The organism is Neobacillus sp. OS1-2 (assembly GCF_030915505.1).
Classification (GTDB): domain Bacteria; phylum Bacillota; class Bacilli; order Bacillales; family Cytobacillaceae; genus Neobacillus.
The window spans coordinates 2,553,995-2,576,339 of sequence record NZ_CP133265.1 but is presented as its reverse complement, the minus strand read 5'-3'; the positions used below and the strand labels follow the sequence as shown (position 1 = coordinate 2,576,339).

15 protein-coding genes, 11 tRNA genes and 3 rRNA genes are annotated in these 22,345 nt (G+C 44.2%); 11 read left to right on the top strand and 18 right to left on the bottom strand.

Annotation, left to right across the window (positions count from 1 at the left end):
• Window positions 1–18: 18 nt before the first annotated feature.
• Window positions 19–984: a quinone oxidoreductase family protein gene (locus RCG19_RS12610; RefSeq protein ID WP_308107414.1), complete on the bottom strand. Its 966-nt coding sequence runs from the start codon at window positions 982–984 to the stop codon at window positions 19–21.
• 337 nt (window positions 985–1,321) lie between these two features.
• Window positions 1,322–2,812, bottom strand: a complete 1,491-nt coding sequence (gene argH, locus RCG19_RS12605) for an argininosuccinate lyase (protein WP_308107413.1) — start codon at window positions 2,810–2,812, stop codon at window positions 1,322–1,324.
• 245 nt (window positions 2,813–3,057) lie between these two features.
• Between argH and RCG19_RS12600 the strand changes: the two genes are divergently transcribed.
• From RCG19_RS12600 to RCG19_RS12590, 3 genes are all read left to right on the top strand, one after another.
• Window positions 3,058–3,648 (top strand): guanylate kinase, encoded by a 591-nt coding sequence (locus RCG19_RS12600; protein WP_308107412.1) that lies wholly within the window; start codon window positions 3,058–3,060, stop codon window positions 3,646–3,648.
• Window positions 3,649–3,930: 282 nt separating this feature from the next.
• Window positions 3,931–4,314 (top strand): MarR family winged helix-turn-helix transcriptional regulator, encoded by a 384-nt coding sequence (locus tag RCG19_RS12595; protein ID WP_308110985.1) that lies wholly within the window; start codon window positions 3,931–3,933, stop codon window positions 4,312–4,314.
• A gap of 12 nt (window positions 4,315–4,326) precedes the next feature.
• Complete coding sequence (locus RCG19_RS12590) at window positions 4,327–5,535, top strand: MFS transporter (protein WP_308107411.1); 1,209 nt, start codon at window positions 4,327–4,329, stop codon at window positions 5,533–5,535.
• A 49-nt stretch (window positions 5,536–5,584) separates the two neighbouring features.
• Here the strand turns inward: RCG19_RS12590 and RCG19_RS12585 are convergent, their stop codons facing one another.
• Entirely contained in the window at window positions 5,585–6,406 is an 822-nt protein-coding gene (locus RCG19_RS12585; RefSeq protein WP_308107410.1) for a VOC family protein, read from the bottom strand.
• A gap of 116 nt (window positions 6,407–6,522) precedes the next feature.
• On the opposite strand from RCG19_RS12585, the gene RCG19_RS12580 reads away from it, so the two are divergent.
• Entirely contained in the window at window positions 6,523–6,717 is a 195-nt protein-coding gene (locus tag RCG19_RS12580; RefSeq protein ID WP_308107409.1) for a hypothetical protein, read from the top strand.
• A gap of 120 nt (window positions 6,718–6,837) precedes the next feature.
• Window positions 6,838–8,283, top strand: a complete 1,446-nt coding sequence (locus RCG19_RS12575; RefSeq protein ID WP_308107408.1) for a DEAD/DEAH box helicase — start codon at window positions 6,838–6,840, stop codon at window positions 8,281–8,283.
• Between the two features lie 57 nt (window positions 8,284–8,340).
• On the opposite strand, the gene RCG19_RS12570 is transcribed toward RCG19_RS12575, so the two are convergent.
• Window positions 8,341–8,874 carry a choline uptake/conversion transcriptional regulator CudC gene (locus RCG19_RS12570; RefSeq protein ID WP_308107407.1) on the bottom strand — a complete coding sequence of 178 codons (534 nt, stop codon included), beginning with the start codon at window positions 8,872–8,874 and terminating at the stop codon, window positions 8,341–8,343.
• A gap of 253 nt (window positions 8,875–9,127) precedes the next feature.
• On the opposite strand from RCG19_RS12570, the gene RCG19_RS12565 reads away from it, so the two are divergent.
• The 6 genes from RCG19_RS12565 (at window position 9,128) to RCG19_RS12540 (ending at window position 15,812) form a co-directional block, all read left to right on the top strand.
• Entirely contained in the window at window positions 9,128–10,417 is a 1,290-nt protein-coding gene (locus tag RCG19_RS12565) for a quaternary amine ABC transporter ATP-binding protein (RefSeq protein ID WP_308107406.1), read from the top strand.
• Window positions 10,387–11,238, top strand: a complete 852-nt coding sequence (locus RCG19_RS12560) for an ABC transporter permease (protein WP_308107405.1) — start codon at window positions 10,387–10,389, stop codon at window positions 11,236–11,238. Before RCG19_RS12565 ends, RCG19_RS12560 begins: the two co-directional genes overlap by 31 nt.
• Window positions 11,239–11,240: 2 nt before the next feature.
• The gene (locus RCG19_RS12555; protein ID WP_308110984.1) at window positions 11,241–12,140 is read left to right on the top strand and encodes a glycine betaine ABC transporter substrate-binding protein; all 900 of its coding nucleotides are present in this window, start codon (window positions 11,241–11,243) and stop codon (window positions 12,138–12,140) included.
• 123 nt (window positions 12,141–12,263) lie between these two features.
• A complete protein-coding gene (locus RCG19_RS12550) occupies window positions 12,264–13,226 on the top strand; it encodes a LacI family DNA-binding transcriptional regulator (RefSeq protein WP_308107404.1) in 963 nt (320 codons plus the stop codon).
• A 214-nt stretch (window positions 13,227–13,440) separates the two neighbouring features.
• Window positions 13,441–14,235 (top strand): Cof-type HAD-IIB family hydrolase, encoded by a 795-nt coding sequence (locus RCG19_RS12545; RefSeq protein ID WP_308107403.1) that lies wholly within the window; start codon window positions 13,441–13,443, stop codon window positions 14,233–14,235.
• Window positions 14,236–14,351: 116 nt separating this feature from the next.
• The gene (locus RCG19_RS12540) at window positions 14,352–15,812 is read left to right on the top strand and encodes a M20 family peptidase (protein ID WP_308107402.1); all 1,461 of its coding nucleotides are present in this window, start codon (window positions 14,352–14,354) and stop codon (window positions 15,810–15,812) included.
• A gap of 82 nt (window positions 15,813–15,894) precedes the next feature.
• Here the strand turns inward: RCG19_RS12540 and RCG19_RS12535 are convergent.
• The 14 genes from RCG19_RS12535 to RCG19_RS12470 form a co-directional block, all read right to left on the bottom strand.
• Window positions 15,895–15,968: transfer RNA gene (locus RCG19_RS12535), tRNA-Ile, on the bottom strand.
• A 6-nt stretch (window positions 15,969–15,974) separates the two neighbouring features.
• Window positions 15,975–16,048 (bottom strand) — tRNA-Gly (locus RCG19_RS12530).
• Window positions 16,049–16,068: 20 nt separating this feature from the next.
• A tRNA-Gln gene (locus RCG19_RS12525) sits at window positions 16,069–16,143 on the bottom strand.
• Between the two features lie 16 nt (window positions 16,144–16,159).
• A tRNA-His gene (locus tag RCG19_RS12520) sits at window positions 16,160–16,235 on the bottom strand.
• 42 nt (window positions 16,236–16,277) lie between these two features.
• Window positions 16,278–16,354: transfer RNA gene (locus tag RCG19_RS12515), tRNA-Asp, on the bottom strand.
• Between the two features lie 3 nt (window positions 16,355–16,357).
• Window positions 16,358–16,431 (bottom strand) — tRNA-Met (locus RCG19_RS12510).
• A gap of 17 nt (window positions 16,432–16,448) precedes the next feature.
• Window positions 16,449–16,541 (bottom strand) — tRNA-Ser (locus tag RCG19_RS12505).
• Between the two features lie 21 nt (window positions 16,542–16,562).
• Window positions 16,563–16,639 (bottom strand) — tRNA-Met (locus RCG19_RS12500).
• 31 nt (window positions 16,640–16,670) lie between these two features.
• Window positions 16,671–16,747, bottom strand: a tRNA-Pro gene (locus RCG19_RS12495).
• Between the two features lie 7 nt (window positions 16,748–16,754).
• Window positions 16,755–16,831 (bottom strand) — tRNA-Arg (locus RCG19_RS12490).
• 23 nt (window positions 16,832–16,854) lie between these two features.
• Window positions 16,855–16,929: transfer RNA gene (locus RCG19_RS12485), tRNA-Glu, on the bottom strand.
• A gap of 40 nt (window positions 16,930–16,969) precedes the next feature.
• Window positions 16,970–17,086: ribosomal RNA gene (gene rrf / locus RCG19_RS12480) — 5S ribosomal RNA — on the bottom strand.
• Between the two features lie 230 nt (window positions 17,087–17,316).
• Window positions 17,317–20,256, bottom strand: a 23S ribosomal RNA gene (locus RCG19_RS12475).
• Between the two features lie 199 nt (window positions 20,257–20,455).
• A 16S ribosomal RNA gene (locus RCG19_RS12470) occupies window positions 20,456–22,005 on the bottom strand.
• The 16S, 23S and 5S rRNA genes sit together here with 11 tRNA genes alongside, the layout of an rRNA operon.
• Between the last annotated feature and the right edge of the window lie 340 nt (window positions 22,006–22,345).

Genomic DNA, 22,345 nt, shown 5'->3' with positions numbered 1-22,345 from the left:
GGCACTGTTCGCCCTTACTTATGGAATTAGCAGAATTTTACCCGTACTTTTGCGGCTTTCGAGCAAGCGATGTGCTTCCTGGCCCTCTCTTAATGCAAATACCTTCGGCGCGGTTACTCTTACTTTTCCCTCTTCCATCCATTGGAATAACTCGGCTGCGCGATTCTCTCGTTCTTCTCGAGAAGTGAGGACATTCCATAAATCCCCGCCAGTCAGTGTTTTTGACGTATCCATTAACATTCTAGGATCAATCGGAACCGGGTCTCCCCCTGCCATTCCAAAAAAGACAACTGATCCTCCGATCCGAGTTACTGCAAAACTGTCTTGAAGCGTTGAACCTACTGATTCATACACCACGTCTACGCCTTTATTGTTTGTTACCTCTAACACGTCTCGGATCCAATTATCTTTATACAAGAAAACCTGATCTGCGCCAGCTTCCATCGCAGCCGCTGCTTTTTCCACAGAGGAAGTTAAGCCCATTACTTTCCCACCCTGCAGTTTAACCATTTGAAGGAGAAGCTGTCCGACACCGCCTGCTACTGCATGAACTAACACAGTATCATCCTTTTTCACTGCATAACTATCCCGTGTTAAATAATGCGCCGTCAGGCCTTGTAATAATACAGATGCTGCCTCATTTAACGAGATGGTTTCCGGAACGGGAATGGCTTTTTCAGTTGGAACGGCGACTAATTCAGCATTGGCGTATGGAACATCGGCAAATGCGATCCGGTCTCCAACACCTATTCCTCGGACATTTGCACCCGTCTTTTCTACGATACCAGCCCCTTCGTAACCCAAAATATAGGGGGGCTCGCCTGCAAGATGATAATTTCCTTTTCTTCTATATATGTCTGCAAAATTCAAGCCAATTGCTTTCATTCGTACCAATATTTCATCAGGCCCGATGACCGGATCGGCAATTTCACGATATTCCAGTACATCTGGCCCGCCAAATTTATTAAACACTAGTGCTTTCATATGTTTGACCTCATTCTATGTTAATTTTTCATTACGCTATTATTTAATATAATTAAGACGTGAAATGCAAATGAAGCAGTTGATTGGTCTAATACCTCATTTGGAGGAAATCACGAAGTAACCACCTTCGTTTGCCAATGAAGGACTAATCTTTTATTAATCACTGAGATTAGTCCTTCATCAAGGCTATGAAGGACTTATCTTTTAAAGATTCACTGAGATTTGTCTTTCATCAAGGCTATGAAGGACTTATCTTTTAAGGAATCACTGGGATTTGTCCTTCATCCAGCTAATGAAAAGCTTATTTCACTTTACTGTTATAACCATCATAGAAAAATCAGATAGAATAATCTACCAACCTTTTCCTTTTAATCACTATTTTTTCTACAAGACTTTCATAATCATTCATCTGAATCCCCAGCTTCTGCCTCCTCTCACTAATCATGCGGGCGACTTCTTTTGGGCTGGGGCCGCCTTGGATGCTCCTGATTTCCACAAAATACTCCGGTGAAATGACCTTTTTCCATTCCTGCTCTGTTAATGCCACGCCGACAAACCCGCTAATCATATCGTTTATCTCATCGATAGTCCACTCATATAATTCCTTCCCGGCACTGATTGTTTTCTTTGAAATAAAACTGGCTATGGAATGTGCTTTTCTAAAGGAAATACCATAATCACGCGCTAACGTATCTGCTAATTCAGTAATCGTCACACTTGATTTATGCGCCATTTTCTTCGTATGTTCGTCATTTACTTTTAAGGTCGTAATCACGGCATACATTAATTTCATGACCCGATTGGCATTCGTAAAAGCACGATATAAATGGGGCTGCAGATCATCCTCTGTATCGACAATATCACCAAAAGGCGTATTATGAATCATATTCATCGCAGCTAAGGCATCTCCATAAGCACTGCTGGCGATCGAGCGCGAATGTTCAATCGAAACTGGGTTTCGCTTCTGCGGCATGATACTGCTAACCTGCACATAGGGATCGGCCACATAGAAGGAACCAAATTCTCTTGTCACATGCTGCAGGAAATCCTGAATCCATCTGCCCATGTTTACCATGCAGGTCATTAAAGCCGAAGATGTTTCTAATAAATAATCGGCGCCGCCAATGGAGTCATAAGAGTTTTCAATGATTTTATCAAATCCTAACAGCTCACACGTCCGTGCACGGCAAATCGGGAAACCCGTTGTGGTCAAAGCAGCAGCGCCTAGTGGCGATTGATTGACCGTTTCATAGGCTGACCACAACCGTTTAATATCCCGCTGCAGGACATCATAAATCGCCAATAAATAATGTCCCAACGTAGTAGGCTGGGCTGGCTGGGTATGGGTATAGCCAGTTATATACGTTTCCGTATGCTGATCCGCCTGTACTAATAGGGCATCACTTAGCCGATAAGCACTTTGCAGCAACTCCACAAAATGCTCCCTTAATACTAACCGGTACATGGCCACACCCATATCATTCCGACTCCGGCCGATATGAATCTTGCCGGCTAATTCCGGCCCAATTTCTTCGCCAATTTTTGCCTCCATCATGAAAAACAAGTCCTCATACTGCGGCTGATAAGATAGTTGACTCACATCTGTTTTTGCTACTTTATTAATGCCCCTTAGCATCTCTCTTGCTTCATCGGTTTTTATAATGTTCTGTTCTTCAAGCATGATGACATGGGCACGATGAATATCAAACATCGAATGGAATAAAAAATCCCGCTGATCGTTAAATACTGGCTTTAACAGCTCTTCTACATACGTTTTACCCGGAAAAGCAGTTCCTTCATTTTTGATAAATTCCTCTAGCTTACTCATCTTTTCATCTCCGATTTTAAGCATTTAATCCACTAGATATCTTTGAAAAAGTCCGGATATTTCCTTTATCTTACTTTACGCCAAATCCCTTGTACCCGTCTTCACTTTATTTACCTAAGGGACTGTTTTCTTTCTAATAATAGATTATTCGGATAACGTTTTGTATAATGATAGTATCAACCCTTCACCTTTAGTAAAAAGTCTCCGCAGATAAAGGGGTATGTAAAAATAAAAGGAGGCCCTCTATGTTTAATATCCAAGGAAAAGAAAAGATCTTCGTGTACACTGGTCCCGATGGTTCCGGCAGAAAAACAATAAGCAAAATGGTTGCTACCGCTTTTGATATGGAAACTGTTCTTTCATACACCACTCGTTCTCCCCGCCACTATGAAAAGGATGGCGAAGACTACCACTTTGTTACAGAAGAATCCTTCACACAAATGAAAGCGCAACAAGAATTTCTCGAAAGTGTCGAAATCGATGGCATTCATTATGGCATTCGTGAACAAGATATTGTGGAAGCCTTTCAAAACCATGATTACGTCTATTTGACATTAAACCCTGAGGGAACGGAAAAGTTAAAAACGATGTATGGGGATGGGGTCGTCCGAATCTTTATATATGCCAATCGTGATACCGTCATCCGTCGCCAAAAGGAACGGAAAGATAGTGATGAAGTGATTGAGCGGCATATGAGTCATTATGATGAAATCATGGGCTATAAAAACAGCTGCGAACATGCCTTTGAAAACTTCGATTCCCCGCAGGTGGCATACCAAGTCAGTGAATTAATTGAAACCTTTTTAGACAGAGATCTTACCGTAACGGATTATTAAGAGAAAAGCGGAAGTGCCTTGGACGCTTGAGCTGAACCTTTCCCAAAGTCAAAATTTATACTTTTATCCCATAAAATTAAGGCGGACAGTGCCAATCACTGTTCGTTTTTTTGTTGTACGCTTTAGGTATTCCAATTATTACCATACACTGGATATATAACGGACAAATGTGATACACTCTATTAGTTACCTTGAGTAACAATTACTTTCACTAACTATATTTTTTTAAAAAAAGAGGTGTCTACCATTCAGACTTCACAAAAATTCTTTCATCAATTATTGATGCTTTACAGGCCCTTTGAAAACAGGTTAAATATCCATCTCGCTGAACATCAGCTTTATAGAGCCCAGTGGTCCATTTTGTACTACTTCGCTACTATCGGCCCGACTACGCTTGTAGAGCTATCTCATTATATGAGTGTCGAGAAACCAACCGTTACTAGAACGATCAACCGCTTAGAAGAACTAGGATATGTTGAGCATATTCCTGGTAAAGACAAACGGGAAAAAAGAATGCAGCTTTCAGAGTTGGGAAGGCATGTATATAATGACGTCCGTGTAACGATTGACCGATTCGAACAAGAAAGTTTAAAAGGGATCTCGGAGGATGAACAAAACGAAGCCATCCGGATCATGGGAGAAATACAGAAAAACATTGCACGATAAGGGGATATGAAAGTGAATCAAACACGACCTAAATTATGGACAAAGGATTTTATCATCGTTTCCACGATCAACTTTTTAATCAATCTCATCTTCTATTTATTAATCGTAATCATTGGTAAGTACGCTGTTGATCAATTCCATGCTTCTACAAGTCAGGCTGGACTTGTTACAGGAATCTTTATCATCGGATCATTAATTGGAAGGCTTTTTACTGGACGCTTTATTGAGTCGCTTGGCCGCAAGAAAACATTATACATTGGTCTAATGTTTTTTATTTTAACAACCCTTTTATATTTATTAAATATGAATATCAGCGTTCTACTCATTACCCGTTTATTGCACGGTATTGCCGCCGGTATAGTAGGTACCGCCACAGGAACCATCGCAGCCCAGATTATCCCGGCAACCCGTAAAGCGGAAGGAATCGGCTACTTCAGCATGAGTGCCGCACTGTCTACTGCCATTGGTCCGTTTATCGGCCTTTATATGACTCAACATACAAATTTTCAAACTATCTTTATTTTCTCAGTTGCCTTAAGTGTTATAAGCTTTATCACCTCCATTTTTGTTTACGTGCCGGCATTAGAAGGAATCGCACAGGTCTCTGGACACAAAGGCTTCAAGCTTTCACATTTTATTGAACCAAAGGCACTGCCAATTTCCATTGTCACTCTCGTGATCGCCTTTTGTTATTCAAGCGTCCTATCCTATATCAATTTCTATGCAATTGAATTGAATCTAGTTAGTACTGCTAGCTTTTTCTTCCTAGTATATGCCATTGCTGTCTTACTTTCACGCCCATTCACAGGCCGCTTGATGGATGTAAAGGGTGCGAACTATGTTATGTATCCGGCCTTTATTATATTAGCAGGTGGAATGGTCATTCTAAGTTCTGTAAACACAGGTATTACATTGTTAATAGCCGGTGCCCTTATTGGACTTGGCTTTGGTAATATCCAATCCAGTACCCAGGCCGTTGCGGTTAAGCTGACTCCTCCCCATCGTATGGGATTGGCCACTTCAACCTTTTTTATTTTCCTTGACGCTGGACTTGGCTTTGGACCCTATTTACTTGGATTCATTATCCCGGTAACAGGCTACAGTAAACTGTATGTGATCCTTGGGGTTGTTACTCTTGTCTCTTCCATTCTCTACTACTTTTTACATGGGAAAAAGGAACAGGCTGCAAAGGCAGAAATTAAAATATCAAATGCAGCGTAATGTATTGAAAATGGCGAACAGTGCGGTGTCACTGTTCGCCATTTTTTCTTTACAGACTTGATTGAAATCTCCAGAATCCATTCATCCATTCAAAAATCCCGCTTTGTTTATTCTCGGTCAAGTTTACTAAGAAGGGGGTTTCCCCTTTTTCTTTTAATACAGTTGCGGCGATTCCCTCTCCAAGTGGTTCACAAAACAACAGCTTGGTTCCAGCCAATTCTAATTTCCTGCACCGCGCATTAATAGACGAATCTACAAATTCTTCCCCTTGGTTAAGATCAAATAATCTTCCCCACTTGGTTAAAGTTTGCTCCAGATTATGAACAACAAAGCCGACACTTTCAAACAGTAAATTTCCGGCAGGATGTGATCCAACCAATCCCTGTTCCTTAAATTCTAAAAGTCTCTCCTCATCTGACTTTTCCCATTGAATAAAAAATGGCAGTTGAAGTTCATTCGCCGTGGTTTCCGGAAAAAGCAACGACCACTTAATAATTTGTCCATCCCCACGAGTTCGTTCACCGGGAAACGGGCCATAAACCTTGAACCCCTCTGCTTTCAGCTTTATTGCTAATTGATCAATTTGATTGGTACGGATGGCTATTCTAGCAGGCCCCTCCTGTCCCTTCCTTGCCAATTGCTCGACAATATGTGTAACCAGACGATTTTCTACCTGCTTCTCCGCTACTGACAAAGTTTCAATCCCTAAAAATTCAATATAACTTAGACCAAAGTACGTTAGGGAATTATAGGTGCCCCAATTTTCATGACGGCCGCCCATAATGGCATGAACCCCTCTATGTTTTAAAAGGGGAATGGCTTCCACTGGTTTGTTTGCAAAAAAGACTAAATGATCAAAGGAAAATGACATGCTGTTACTCCTTTCTTTCTTATCGGCTGACTGAAGATTTCCGGACAATTTGCATAAGTCCGGCTTGAAGAAAATATGATTACAATAAGCATCCTATACAAAGGGGTTGTTCTTACATGGCTGTTTTTAATAAAATCGCATTATTTTTTGTTATTTTGTATTCTGTCTTCATTATGATAAATACTTATCTAGGAGAAAGTGAACGGATTGAGTCCAATGTAATGTACTTTTTAATGAATGGCTTTGCCTATATTGTATCAGCAATGGAAGTGGAAAAGGAGAAACAGATTGTTTTTGTAACGGGAGAATAAATAAAAGCCGATTTGATTCGGCTTTTCCTGTATAATGAAACCTATTCGCTTTTGTATATGATCTTTCTTTAAGAGAAATCCTATTGAGAAGGCGAATAATATAAAAAATGAGGTTCCTATATGAGTAAAGGAAGTTTTGGAGAATACCCTTTAAGCAATGAAATAGCAAGGGCGCTTGCGGTGTTAAAATATGAAGCACCTACGGAGGTTCAACAGAAAGTGATTCCCCCAGCATTGGAAAAGCACGATCTTATCGTCAAATCCCAAACTGGGAGCGGCAAGACAGCCGCCTTCGGAATCCCACTATGCGAAATGATAGAATGGGAAGAAAAAAGGCCACAGGCCTTAATTCTTACTCCTACCAGGGAGCTTGCGGTTCAAGTTCGCGAGGATTTGACGAATATTGGCAGGTTCAAGCGAATTAAAGCAATGGCCGTTTATGGGAAAGAACCTTTTTCCAAGCAAAAGGAAGAATTGAAGCAAAAAAACCATGTTGTCGTGGGAACACCAGGGCGTGTCATCGACCATATTGATAGAGGAACGCTAGATTCAGGCCAGATTCAGTTTCTAGTTATCGACGAAGCAGATGAAATGCTGAATATGGGTTTTATAGATGAAGTGGAAGCAATCATAAAAGAACTTCCATCCACCAGAGTCACAATGGTCTTTTCCGCTACATTGCCGAAGGATGTTGAGGGCCTCTGCCACCAATATATGAAAGAGCCCTTTCATATCGAAATTGAAGCAACCGGCATTACTACGGACACCATTGACCACCGAATAATCGATAGTAAAGCAGAAGAGAAACTTGCCTTGCTTAAAGATGTTACGGTCGTTGAAAACCCTGACAGCTGTCTTATTTTTTGCAATACGAAAGAACATGTTGAAACTGTATTCGCAGAATTGGAAGCAGCCAACTATTCATGTGAAAGATTACATGGGGGATTAGAACAACAAGATCGGTTTGCCGTGATGGACGGGTTCAAAATGGGTAATTTCCGATACCTAGTAGCAACCGATGTGGCTGCACGAGGGATTGACATTGATAATGTGACACTTGTGATTAATTATGACGTTCCGATGGAAAAAGAAAGTTATGTCCATCGTACCGGTAGAACCGGACGAGCCGGAAATAAAGGAAAGGCCATTACATTTGCCACACCTTATGAAGGGAAATTCGTTAAAGCCATTGAAAGATATATTGGCTTCGAGATTCCTTCAATGGAGGCCCCAAAACGATCGGAAGTGGTTGGTGGCAAAGCCGCCTTTGAAGAAAAGGTCAGCGGCCGCCGCGTGGTGAGAAATAATAAAACAGCCCGCATCAACCAAGATATCATAAAACTCCATTTCAACGGCGGTAAAAAGAAGAAAATTCGTGCGGTCGATTTTGTTGGGACCATCGCGAAAATCCCGGGAGTATCCGCTGAAGATATCGGCATTATTACAATCCAAGACCATTTATCCTATGTGGATATTCTAAATGGAAAAGGCTCACTAGTACTACAAGCCATGGAAAGCGCCACAATCAAAGGAAAAAAGCTAAAAGTCAGCATAGCCATTAAGTAAAAAGGTGCCTGACACCATAAGTACTACTCTCGTAGTAGTAATGGTGTCAGGCACCTTTTACCTTTTCTTAGGAACAAACTGGAAGATTTCTTTGGATTCAAAGCTGTCGACTAGGCGGTTTAGCCAATCATAGTATTCAAGGGCATCGGTAAGCTTTTCCATGTCTCTTGCTGCTTCTGTTTTCACCTGGTGATCAACGCTTTGATCATCTATAAGGGTTTGTAATTCGGCAAGGGATTTCTCCATTGCTGAAACATTGATGGAGATCCCCGTTCTCCATTTGATTGAAAAGAAATCAATGAAGGTTTGATACCAATCAGGCTCAGCCTGGTACAAATCCTTCCTCACCCCTTTTTTCCAAACCTTGCCAACCATTTTTAACTCTAACAGGCTTCGAACCGAGGTGCTCATACTCGTTTTACTCATTCCAAGTTCTTCTTTCATTTCATCCAGCGTCAAAGGATCCTCTTGGAAATATAAAGCCCCGTACAATCGTCCAATTGACTCGGTCACACCGTATAAGTTCATATTTTGAGAAATGGCCTCAATCACCCGCTCGCGGGCATGCTCCAATTTTTCTTCACCATTCATAACAATTTCACATCCATTTTATCTACATGTACTTACTAAAGATATCATGATTTTTTCAAAAGTAAAGGATGCACTTAAAGGGGATTTGGGAGCATTCATGAGCAATTGTAAGAATAATCGTGATTCAGTATGTACAGTTTTTTCTGTACGTTCTTTACGGCAGAATATGCCCAATTACCAACTTTGCCCTATATATCCAATAAAACTACAATTAAATGGTACCGCTGTTAAGAATTTAAATCGAGGTGAATACATGAACAATTCTCATAAAAAGATCAGCGTGCAAAACGTCACAAAGATCTTTGGAAAATCAAAAAAGGCCATTCAGCTCTTACAGGAGGGCGAATCGAAACAAAACATTTTAAAGAAAACCGGTGCAACCGTAGGTGTTAATCAAGCGACCTTTGATGTGGAAGCTGGCGAGATTTTTGTCATAATGGGGCTGTCCGGCAGTGGAAAATCCACGTTAGTCAGGATGCTCAATCGGCTGATTGATCCCTCGGCTGGCCAGGTATTGATCGATGGCATCGATATTGTAAGGATGAATAAAGAACAGCTAAGAGAAGTACGACGCAAAAAAATGAGTATGGTGTTTCAAAAATTTGCCCTTCTCCCCCACAGAACCATTTTAGAAAATACGGAGTACGGCTTAGAAGTGCAAGGAATAGCAAAGGAAACACGCGTCGGCAAAGCAATGGAGGCATTAAAACTAGTAGGACTAGAGGGGTATGAGCACCAATTTCCGAAGCAACTAAGCGGTGGTATGCAACAACGGGTTGGATTAGCGAGAGCTTTAGCTAATGATGCCGACATCTTACTAATGGATGAGGCATTTAGTGCGCTAGATCCTCTTATCCGAAAAGACATGCAGGATGAACTCCTTGAACTTCAGTCTGCCATGAAAAAAACAATTGTGTTTATTACTCACGATTTAGATGAAGCCCTTCGAATCGGCGACCGAATCGCATTGATGAAGGATGGCTCCATTGTTCAAATCGGAACTCCTGAAGAGATCCTCATGAACCCATCAAACGACTATGTTGAGAGATTCGTAGAAGATGTTGACTTGTCTAAAGTATTAACGGCAGGTCATGTAATGAAACGGGCAGAAGCTATCTCTGTTGAAAAAGGCCCACGGGTTGCCCTGCAAATGATGAGGGATTTAGGGATTTCGAGTATATATGTCGTTGATCGTAAAAAAACCTTGCTCGGGGCAATAACAGCTTCCGAGGCAAAAGAGGCAATCGATCGAAACGAAAGTTTAATGACCATTTTACAGTCAGACGTTCCAACTGTTCTACCAAGTACGCTGCTGACTGATTTATTTGAAAAAGTTTCAACTGCCTCCATTCCAGTAGCAGTAGTCGATGAAAAAAGACGATTACTTGGCATTCTCGTCAGAGGTGCAGTGATTGGGGCACTCGCCGGCAATCATCATGCCGATGAAAATTTGGAACAAGCAAAGGCAGAGGTAGCAGCCGACAACAACATAAATAAGGAGGTGAAGATCACATGGAACAATGGTTCCCAAAAATTCCAATAGCAGATTGGGTTGATGTTCTTGTTAACTGGCTAACCGTAAACCTTGAATTCGCCTTTGATGGAATTACTTCTGTCCTTCAATCCGTTGTCGATGGAATGGTTTCAGGGTTTGGCTACATTCCTTCCTATTTATTTATGATTCTCTTAACGTTGCTTGCCTGGAAAGTTTCGAATAAAGGAATTGCACTTTTTACATTCATTGGTTTATTCCTTATTGCCAATCTAGGCTATTGGGAACCAATGCTTGAGACATTAGCACTGGTGTTAACCGCTGTTTTCATCTCCATTGTATTAGGAATACCATTAGGAATTTGGGCCTCCCAGAAGCAAATGGTCAAACAAATCGTGACTCCGGTGCTGGATTTTATGCAAACCATGCCAGCCTTTGTCTACCTTATCCCAGCTATTTTCTTTTTTAATATAGGAGTGGTTCCAGGTGTTGTCGCTTCCGTTATTTTTGCGATGCCACCGACGATCCGACTAACCATTCTCGGTATTCAACAAGTACCAGCGGATATTATCGAAGCAACAGAAGCCTTTGGATCAACCACAGCCCAGCGCTTACTCAAGGTGCAGCTGCCACTGGCAATGCCTACTATCATGGCTGGCATCAATCAAAGTATTATGCTTGCACTATCTATGGTCGTTATCGCATCAATGGTCGGTGCTCCCGGATTAGGTGCCGATGTATACCGCGCCGTTACCCAAATACAAATCGGTAAAGGGTTTGAGGCCGGCTTAGCAATTGTGGTAATCGCCATTATTCTAGATCGTGTAACTCAGAATATTGGAAAAAGCAAAAAACAAGGAGGAGCTGCTTAATGATGAAAAAATGGTTAGTTATGTTACTTACAGGATTAATGATAATAGGACTTGCAGCCTGCGGGTCAGATAAAACCAGCAGCAATGAAGGCAAAGACGAAAAAGGTACGGCATCTGTTGGCGATAGCGTTGATTACAAAATCATTGGGATTGATCCTGGTGCCGGTCTCATGAAGGCCACTGCCAAAGTGGTCGATGCGTATGGTTTAGATGACTGGAAAGTGGTTGAAGGCTCAGGTGCTGCCATGACAGCTGCATTGAAAAAAGCCTATGCTAAAAAAGAACCCATCATTATCACCGGCTGGACACCACATTGGATGTTCGCTAAATTTGATTTAAAATACTTAGATGATCCAAAAGGGGTTTATGGAAAAGAAGAAACAATTAATACAATCGCAAGAAATGGCTTAAAGGACGATCTTCCTGAATCCCATAAAGTACTAGATCAATTCAATTGGACTCCGGACGATATGGCAGTTGTGATGAGTGCCATCCAAGCGGGTGAAAAGCCAGAAGATGCTGCCGCTAAATGGGTAGAGGAGAATGCAGACAAAGTGGCCGAATGGACAAAAGATGCGGACAAAGTCTCAGGTGACAAAATTACTCTTGGCTATGTTGCATGGGATAGTGAAATTGCCAGCACGAATGTGGTTGGAAAGGTATTAACTGATCTAGGCTATAAAGTGAAACTTCTTCAGGTAGAAGCCGGTCCAATGTGGACTGGGGTAGCTGATGGAAGCTTGGATGCCATCGTAGCTGCCTGGTTACCTTCCACCCATGAGGACTACTATAATAAGTACAAAGGTAAGTTTGAAGACCTCGGTGAAAACCTTACAGGTACAAAGCTTGGCCTAGTTGTTCCAGCCTACATGGACATTGACTCAATTGAAGATTTAAAGTAATTGTTGAAAAAGCTGATTCAACTATCCTTCATTTCGGATAGTTTGGGTCAGCTTTCTTTTTCCTTCATTACTTTATGTACTATAATCAATGTAACCAACCTTAGTAAAAAGGTGATCAATCAAATGACAAATATTAGAGAGTTAGCCAAGATGGCCGGCGTTTCTGTTTCAACGGTGTCACGGGTGATGAATAACCATCCATATGTAAGTGAAGAAAAAAGGAATGCAGTTTTAGCCGCTATTCGGGAGAGTAATTATCAGCCAAATATTAATGCCATCCATTTGAGTATGGGAAAAACATTTCTTGTCGGAGTGGTGGTACCCTATATCGATCATCCCTATTTCGCTTTGTTACTGAAAGGAATGGCGATTGAGGCATTGGAAAATAACTATAAACTGGTTTTATTTCAGAGCAATTACGAAGAGGCGAAAGAGTTTGATGCATTAAAAATGCTGAAACAAAAGCAAATCGATGCGTTAATTATTTGTTCGAGAATCTGCAGCTGGTCCACGGTTGAAGAATTTATGCCCTATGGCCCGATTGTTTTATGTGAAGATACCAGGGGGAAAAACGTATCCTCCACCTATGTTGACCACTACAAGACCTTTATTTTTGCATTAGAATACTTATATCAAAAGGGACATCGAAAAATCGGCTATAGTATTGGTCGTAAAACAGGATCAAATAGTAAATTCAGAGGAATGGCCTATAAGGATTTTATTAAAGATTATCAGCTGCCATATGAACCTGCTTATATTTTTGATGAATGCCTTTACTTTGAAGACGGGGAACGGGTCATTTCACAGATCAAACAAATGGACGATCCCCCTACCGCTCTGCTCATCACTAGTGATGAGGTAGCAGCCGGTATAGTCACCTGTGCGCAGCAACAAGACATTTCAGTACCAGGTGACCTTGCCCTCATCGGTTTTAATAACCAGCCCATCGCCAAAATGATGAACATCACGACGATTGAAATTCCGCTTGTGGAGATGGGACGGAAACTTTTTTTACAGGGAATGGTTGATTGTCAGGCCACCTATCAAGAAATTCCCGTTACCTTAATTGAGCGGCGGACGGTTTAAAATAGGGCTTTCGACAGTATGGGGGGCCTTATCCGATAGTAATGGAGCCTTTCCACTCCCTCGCCCGAAAAAACTTCCCTCATAACCCTTGACCTGAAACGCGTTTCATAAAATATGCTTGTTAGGTAAGAACAATACAACACGTAATCGGCGTGATCTGGGTCCGTTACCTGAGCGTAACGATGGTGTTGTATTTTACCGGAGGTGTATTGACATGAAAAAACCAATTGTGTTTTTTGATATTGATGGAACATTATTAAATGAAGAGAAGAAAATTCCTGCTTCTACGAAAAAGGCCGTTCACTTGCTCCAGGAACAAGGGATTCATACCGTTATTGCTACAGGCCGCGCACCCAAAATGTTCTACTGGATTCAAAAGGAATTAAATATTGATTCTTATGTAGCGATGAATGGGCAGTACGTGGTATTTGATGGGCAAGAAATTTACGCCAATCCGATTGACCGAGATCGATTGGAAACCCTTTCGATGATGACTGCCAGCAATGGTCACGGGATGGCCTACTGTAGTCACCTTGATTATAAGGTGAGTAAAAGCAACCATCCGTTTATCGAGGGCGGGTTTGATTCCTTGATGCTCCCATATCCTGAAGTGGACGAAGAATATTTTAAACAGTTGCCTATTTTTCAAGGGCATCTTTACTGCGGGCCGCAAAATGCGCAGATGTATTTTGACCATTTCCCTGATTTCAGTTTTATTAAATGGGATGCCAATGCCTATGATATCCTTCCTAAAGGCGCTTCCAAGGCAGTCGGAATTCAAAAAATGTTAGAGATTTTAGATATAAAAAAAGAAAACAGCTTTGCTTTTGGCGATGGGTTAAATGACTTGGAAATGCTTACCATGGTAGGGACAGGTGTCGCAATGGGCAATGCGGTTCCAGAGGCAAAAGCGGCGGCGGATGTCATCACCACCTCCTCTTCACATGATGGGATTCTAAACGGACTTATCAAGGTGGGACTTTTGGAGAAGGACGTAACATTAGTTTAATATCGAAAGGCGCGAACAGTTCCAAAATTGTTCGTGCTTTTATTTTTAAAGAGTTATCCCACTATTTCAAAAATTGTTATAATAGGAAAGCAAAGGGAGAAATGGGGGGGATTTTTTTGAAAAAACGAAAACTGATGTTACTTGTTCTAAGTGGTTTACTTCTTCTCTTTATTATTGTAACCGGTTTCAACACAATGACGGTAAAATCGAAACAACCCGCACCGGATCCAACAAATGTGGCCATTGATGAAGCGAAGGCTGTGGAGCATCTATCAAAAGCCGTCACCTTCAAAACCGTATCCTATCAAGACCGAAGTAAGTTTGACTTTAACCAATTTGATGAATTTATTGCCTTTTTACGGGAAAGCTATCCCGCGGTTCATCAACAACTAGAGTTTGAAAAGGTAAATAAATATGCACTTGTCTATAAATGGAAAGGTTCCGATTCTAGTAAAAACCCAGTCGGTCTGACAAGCCACTACGACGTTGTCCCTGTTTTAAAAGGCACAGAAACGAAGTGGGAGCAGGATCCTTTCAGTGGAACCGTTGTAGGCGGCAAGATATGGGGCCGTGGGACCTTGGATGATAAAATTGGCGTTATCGGCATCTTACAAGCCGTCGATTATTTACTTGCGGAAGGCTTCCAACCGGAACGAGATCTCTACTTCATGTTCGGATTTGATGAAGAAATAGGCGGTGACGAGGGCGCGAACAAAATCGTTACTACTCTTGAGGATAGAGGAATCACCTTTGACTACGTGTTAGACGAAGGTGGAGCGATTATCGAAGACATGGTTCCTGGCGTTGATCAGCCAGTGGGTGTTGTCGGTATTTCCGAAAAGGGCTCGGCAACTGCGGAATTAACGATTGAAGGTAGCGGCGGTCACTCCTCCCAACCGAAGGATCACACCAATATTGGCCGAATTTCCAGTGCGATCGCGAAATTAGAAGATACCCAGTTTACTGGCGACCTGAGAGGGCCTGGTGAAGATCTATTTGAATTTGTTGCACCAGAAATGAGTTTTCCGATGAAGTATGTTTTTGCCAATAAAGCCATTTTTGAGCCTGCCATTGAAAAAATTTTATTAGGAAAGCCAGCAACTGCAGCATTGATTCGTACCACCATCGCCCCAACTATTTTTCAAGCTGGCGAGCAATATAATGCTTTACCTGAAAAGGCAACGGCCATTATTAACCTTCGCCTTATGCCCGGGGATTCCTTAGCAGATGTAAAAAGATTCATTGAGGATACGATTGATGATAAGGATATTAAAGTAACAGTCAACGGCAGTGAAGCTTCAAAGGTCTCCTCCACAAATGGCTGGCAATTTACGTCGATACAGCAGGCAGCTAGAAATGTATATGGTAATGCAGTTGTTGCTCCTTACCTCATGTTTGCCGGTTCTGACGCAAAGCATTATGATAGTATTTCGAAAAACACCTATCGATTCCTACCTGTTCAAATTACCCCTGAAGATTTAAACAGAATGCATGGGACAAATGAACATATCAGCATTGAAAACTACATCAATGCGATTAAGTTTTATGTGGAAGTAATGAAGGAGTCGAGTAAATAAGCAAAAGGATACGGTTATACAGCGAAAAGGTGTCTAACCACCGATACCTCATCGTATCGGGGTCAGACACCTCTATTTATAATGGGCCTAAATGGACTCGAACCATCGACCTCACGCTTATCAGGCGTGCGCTCTAACCAGCTGAGCTATAGGCCCATATAATGGAGCGGGTGATGAGAATCGAACTCACAACATCAGCTTGGAAGGCTGAGGTTTTACCACTAAACTACACCCGCATAATAAAAGGATATGAAATTGGCTGGGCTAGCTGGATTTGAACCAACGCATGTCGCAGTCAAAGTGCGATGCCTTACCGCTTGGCTATAGCCCAACAATAATTTGAAATATGGGGCGGCTGATGGGAATCGAACCCACGAATGCCTGAACCACAATCAGGTGCGTTAACCACTTCGCCACAACCGCCGTAATCTATATCTTAATAGTAGTTGCCTACTAGGAAAAAAATGGCGGTCCGGACGGGACTCGAACCCGCGACCTCCTGCGTGACAGGCAGGCATTCTAACCAACTGAACTACCGGACCATATTGCGGGGACAGGATTTGAACCTGCGACCTTCGGGTTATGAGCCCGACGAGCTACCAGACTGCTCCACCCCGCGATAATAATAATAAAATATGGAGGAGGAAGAGGGATTCGAACCCCCGCGCGGTTTGACCCGCCTGTCGGTTTTCAAGACCGATCCCTTCAGCCAAACTTGGGTATTCCTCCATTTTTTTAAAAAAACTTCATTGGTAGCGGCGAAGGGAGTCGAACCCCCGACCTTTCGGGTATGAACCGAACGCTCTAGCCAGCTGAGCTACACCGCCAAAATACATATAATTTTGAATAACCTACGACTGGTCGGGAAGACAGGATTCGAACCTGCGACCCCTTGGTCCCAAACCAAGTGCTCTACCAAGCTGAGCTACTTCCCGAAAATAATGGCGCGCCCGGAAGAAGTCGAATCCACAACCTTCTGATCCGTAGTCAGACGCTCTATCCAATTGAGCTACGGGCGCAAAGTCTTACATTAATGAAAATATGGTGACCCCTACGGGATTCGAACCCGTGTTACCGCCGTGAAAGGGCGGTGTCTTAACCGCTTGACCAAGGGGCCAAAGTAAATTTTGGCAAAATAATAGCCCCAAAGGGGCTTAGCCTGGCAACGTCCTACTCTCACAGGGGCGCATGCCCCAACTACTATCGGCGCTGAGAAGCTTAACTTCCGTGTTCGGTATGGGAACGGGTGTGACCTTCTCGCCATTGTTACCAGACTAATTTAATTGAGAGATCGTTCTCTCAAAACTAGATAATGCAGAAGAAGTTTGTAAAAATCAAGTTCGCTTTTAAAATTTGTCTAGCTCCAGCGTCCAGCAACTAGTGTCCTTCGGTCTTTTCCCTACGATAAGTCAACATCGAATCGCTAACGCTCTTCGTGTTTCCTTTATCTCAGTCAAAGCCCTCCAGGCCATACGTTGCTAACCGGCCGCTTCCGCTTTTCTATTAGGATAAGTCCTCGAACGATTAGTATCAGTCAGCTCCACGTGTCGCCACGCTTCCACCTCTGACCTATCAACCTGATCATCTTTCAGGGTTCTTACTAGCTTAGAGCTATGGGAAATCTCATCTTGAGGGGGGCTTCATGCTTAGATGCTTTCAGCACTTATCCCGTCCGCACATAGCTACCCAGCGATGCCCTTGGCAGAACAACTGGTACACCAGCGGTGCGTCCATCCCGGTCCTCTCGTACTAAGGACAGCTCCTCTCAAATTTCCTGCGCCCACGACGGATAGGGACCGAACTGTCTCACGACGTTCTGAACCCAGCTCGCGTACCGCTTTAATGGGCGAACAGCCCAACCCTTGGGACCGACTACAGCCCCAGGATGCGATGAGCCGACATCGAGGTGCCAAACCTCCCCGTCGATGTGGACTCTTGGGGGAGATAAGCCTGTTATCCCCGGGGTAGCTTTTATCCGTTGAGCGATGGCCCTTCCATGCGGAACCACCGGATCACTAAGCCCGACTTTCGTCCCTGCTCGACTTGTAGGTCTCGCAGTCAAGCTCCCTTGTGCCTTTACACTCTACGAATGATTTCCAACCATTCTGAGGGAACCTTTGGGCGCCTCCGTTACTCTTTAGGAGGCGACCGCCCCAGTCAAACTGCCCACCTGACACTGTCTCCCACCCCGATAAGGGGTGCGGGTTAGAATTTCAATACAGCCAGGGTAGTATCCCACCGACGCCTCCACCGAAGCTAGCGCTCCGGTTTCTCAGGCTCCTACCTATCCTGTACAAGCTGTACCAAAATTCAATATCAGGCTACAGTAAAGCTCCACGGGGTCTTTCCGTCCTGTCGCGGGTAACCTGCATCTTCACAGGTACTATAATTTCACCGAGTCTCTCGTTGAGACAGTGCCCAGATCGTTACGCCTTTCGTGCGGGTCGGAACTTACCCGACAAGGAATTTCGCTACCTTAGGACCGTTATAGTTACGGCCGCCGTTTACTGGGGCTTCGATTCAGAGCTTCGCTTTTAAGGCTAACCCCTCCTCTTAACCTTCCAGCACCGGGCAGGCGTCAGCCCCTATACTTCGCCTTGCGGCTTCGCAGAGACCTGTGTTTTTGCTAAACAGTCGCCTGGGCCTATTCACTGCGGCTCTTCAGGGCTATGAACCCTAAAGAGCACCCCTTCTCCCGAAGTTACGGGGTCATTTTGCCGAGTTCCTTAACGAGAGTTCTCTCGCTCACCTTAGGATTCTCTCCTCGCCTACCTGTGTCGGTTTGCGGTACGGGCACCTTTTATCTCGCTAGAGGCTTTTCTTGGCAGTGTGGAATCAGGAACTTCGGTACTATATTTCCCTCGGCATCACAGCTCAAGCGTTGTGAGAAGCGGATTTTCCTACTTCTCGCTCTAACTGCTTACACGCACATATCCAACAGTGCGCTTACCCTATCCTCCTGCGTCCCCCCATCACTCAAACGATAAAGAGGTGGTACAGGAATATCAACCTGTTGTCCATCGCCTACGCCTTTCGGCCTCGGCTTAGGTCCCGACTAACCCTGAGCGGACGAGCCTTCCTCAGGAAACCTTAGGCATTCGGTGGATGAGATTCTCACTCATCTTTCGCTACTCATACCGGCATTCTCACTTCTAAGCGCTCCACCAGTCCTTACGGTCTAGCTTCAACGCCCTTAGAACGCTCTCCTACCACTGACACCAACGGTGTCAATCCACAGCTTCGGTGATACGTTTAGCCCCGGTACATTTTCGGCGCAGAGTCACTCGACCAGTGAGCTATTACGCACTCTTTAAATGGTGGCTGCTTCTAAGCCAACATCCTGGTTGTCTAAGCAACTCCACATCCTTTTCCACTTAACGTATACTTTGGGACCTTAGCTGGTGGTCTGGGCTGTTTCCCTTTTGACTACGGATCTTATCACTCGCAGTCTGACTCCCACGGATAAGTCTTTGGCATTCGGAGTTTGTCTGAATTCGGTAACCCGATGAGGGCCCCTAGTCCAAACAGTGCTCTACCTCCAAGACTCTTACTACGTGAGGCTAGCCCTAAAGCTATTTCGGAGAGAACCAGCTATCTCCAAGTTCGATTGGAATTTCTCCGCTACCCACACCTCATCCCCGCACTTTTCAACGTGCGTGGGTTCGGGCCTCCATCCAGTGTTACCTGGACTTCACCCTGGACATGGGTAGATCACCTGGTTTCGGGTCTACGACTACATACTAAATTCGCCCTATTCAGACTCGCTTTCGCTGCGGCTCCGTCTCTTCAACTTAACCTTGCATGTAATCGTAACTCGCCGGTTCATTCTACAAAAGGCACGCCATCACCCATAAACGGGCTCTGACTACTTGTAGGCACACGGTTTCAGGAACTATTTCACTCCCCTTCCGGGGTGCTTTTCACCTTTCCCTCACGGTACTGGTTCACTATCGGTCACTAGGGAGTATTTAGCCTTGGGAGATGGTCCTCCCTGCTTCCGACCGGATTTCTCGTGTCCGGCCGTACTCAGGATCCACTCAGGAGGGAACGAAGTTTCAACTACAGGGCTTTTACCTTCTCTGGCTGACCTTTCCAGGTCGCTTCATTTACCCCGTTCCTTTGTAACTCCATGTTGAGTGTCCTACAACCCCAAGAGGCAAGCCTCTTGGTTTGGGCTATGTCCCGTTTCGCTCGCCGCTACTCAGGGAATCGCGTTTGCTTTCTCTTCCTCCGGGTACTTAGATGTTTCAGTTCCCCGGGTATGCCTTCTATACCCTATGTATTCAGGTAAAGATACTGTTCCATTACGAACAGTGGGTTCCCCCATTCGGAAATCTCCGGATCAAAGCTTACTTACAGCTCCCCGAAGCATATCGGTGTTAGTCCCGTCCTTCATCGGCTCCTAGTGCCAAGGCATTCACCGTGCGCCCTTTCTAACTTAACCTAAAAGGTTTATAACTCTTACTTTATATAAGAGAGAAAAACTAAAATGGCGATTACTCGATGTTTACTTTGCTTCTTCTTACGATTATCTAGTTTTCAAAGAACGATTAAAAAAGCTTTGAGAGAATTGCACTCTCAAAACTAAACAAACAAGAAACGTCAACCTTATTATCAGTTCAAAGGAACTGAATTATCCTTAGAAAGGAGGTGATCCAGCCGCACCTTCCGATACGGCTACCTTGTTACGACTTCACCCCAATCATCTGTCCCACCTTAGGCGGCTGGCTCCTTACGGTTACCCCACCGACTTCGGGTGTTACAAACTCTCGTGGTGTGACGGGCGGTGTGTACAAGGCCCGGGAACGTATTCACCGCGGCATGCTGATCCGCGATTACTAGCGATTCCGGCTTCATGTAGGCGAGTTGCAGCCTACAATCCGAACTGAGAATGGTTTTATGGGATTGGCTAAACCTCGCGGTCTTGCAGCCCTTTGTACCATCCATTGTAGCACGTGTGTAGCCCAGGTCATAAGGGGCATGATGATTTGACGTCATCCCCACCTTCCTCCGGTTTGTCACCGGCAGTCACCTTAGAGTGCCCAACTGAATGCTGGCAACTAAGATCAAGGGTTGCGCTCGTTGCGGGACTTAACCCAACATCTCACGACACGAGCTGACGACAACCATGCACCACCTGTCACTCTGTCCCCCGAAGGGGAACGTCCTATCTCTAGGAGTGTCAGAGGATGTCAAGACCTGGTAAGGTTCTTCGCGTTGCTTCGAATTAAACCACATGCTCCACCGCTTGTGCGGGCCCCCGTCAATTCCTTTGAGTTTCAGCCTTGCGGCCGTACTCCCCAGGCGGAGTGCTTAATGCGTTAGCTGCAGCACTAAGGGGCGGAAACCCCCTAACACTTAGCACTCATCGTTTACGGCGTGGACTACCAGGGTATCTAATCCTGTTTGCTCCCCACGCTTTCGCGCCTCAGCGTCAGTTACAGACCAGAAAGCCGCCTTCGCCACTGGTGTTCCTCCACATCTCTACGCATTTCACCGCTACACGTGGAATTCCGCTTTCCTCTTCTGCACTCAAGTCCCCCAGTTTCCAATGACCCTCCACGGTTGAGCCGTGGGCTTTCACATCAGACTTAAAGGACCGCCTGCGCGCGCTTTACGCCCAATAATTCCGGACAACGCTTGCCACCTACGTATTACCGCGGCTGCTGGCACGTAGTTAGCCGTGGCTTTCTGGTTAGGTACCGTCAAGGTACCGGCAGTTACTCCGGTACTTGTTCTTCCCTAACAACAGAGCTTTACGACCCGAAGGCCTTCATCGCTCACGCGGCGTTGCTCCATCAGACTTTCGTCCATTGTGGAAGATTCCCTACTGCTGCCTCCCGTAGGAGTCTGGGCCGTGTCTCAGTCCCAGTGTGGCCGATCACCCTCTCAGGTCGGCTACGCATCGTCGCCTTGGTGAGCCGTTACCTCACCAACTAGCTAATGCGCCGCGGGCCCATCTGTAAGTGACAGCCGAAACCGTCTTTCAGCATTTCCTCATGAGAGGAAATGGATTATCCGGTATTAGCACCGGTTTCCCGGTGTTATCCCAGTCTTACAGGCAGGTTGCCCACGTGTTACTCACCCGTCCGCCGCTCACCCTAGGGAGCAAGCTCCCAAAGATCCGCTCGACTTGCATGTATTAGGCACGCCGCCAGCGTTCGTCCTGAGCCAGGATCAAACTCTCCAAGAAAGTTGATTAGCTCATTTGTTACGTTGGCTTAGTTTCATCTATATTGAAACTAAAAAATATTGTTTGTTGACGTTTTTGTTTGTTTAGTTTTCAAAGAACAATTCGTTACTTCGTTTAGAAGCAACTTTATTACTATATCATTTCGTCGCCACGATGTCAAATACTATTTTGAAATAATATTTTTTCGCGAGGTGACAAGAATAAATATTATCATAACCAATCATTCATGTCAACTGATGATAAAATTATTTTTTTAGGAATAATTAATTTCATTGATTCCCCTCATCAGGATTACTATATTACTATTATACTTAATCGATGTCAACCACCTTTTAAGGAA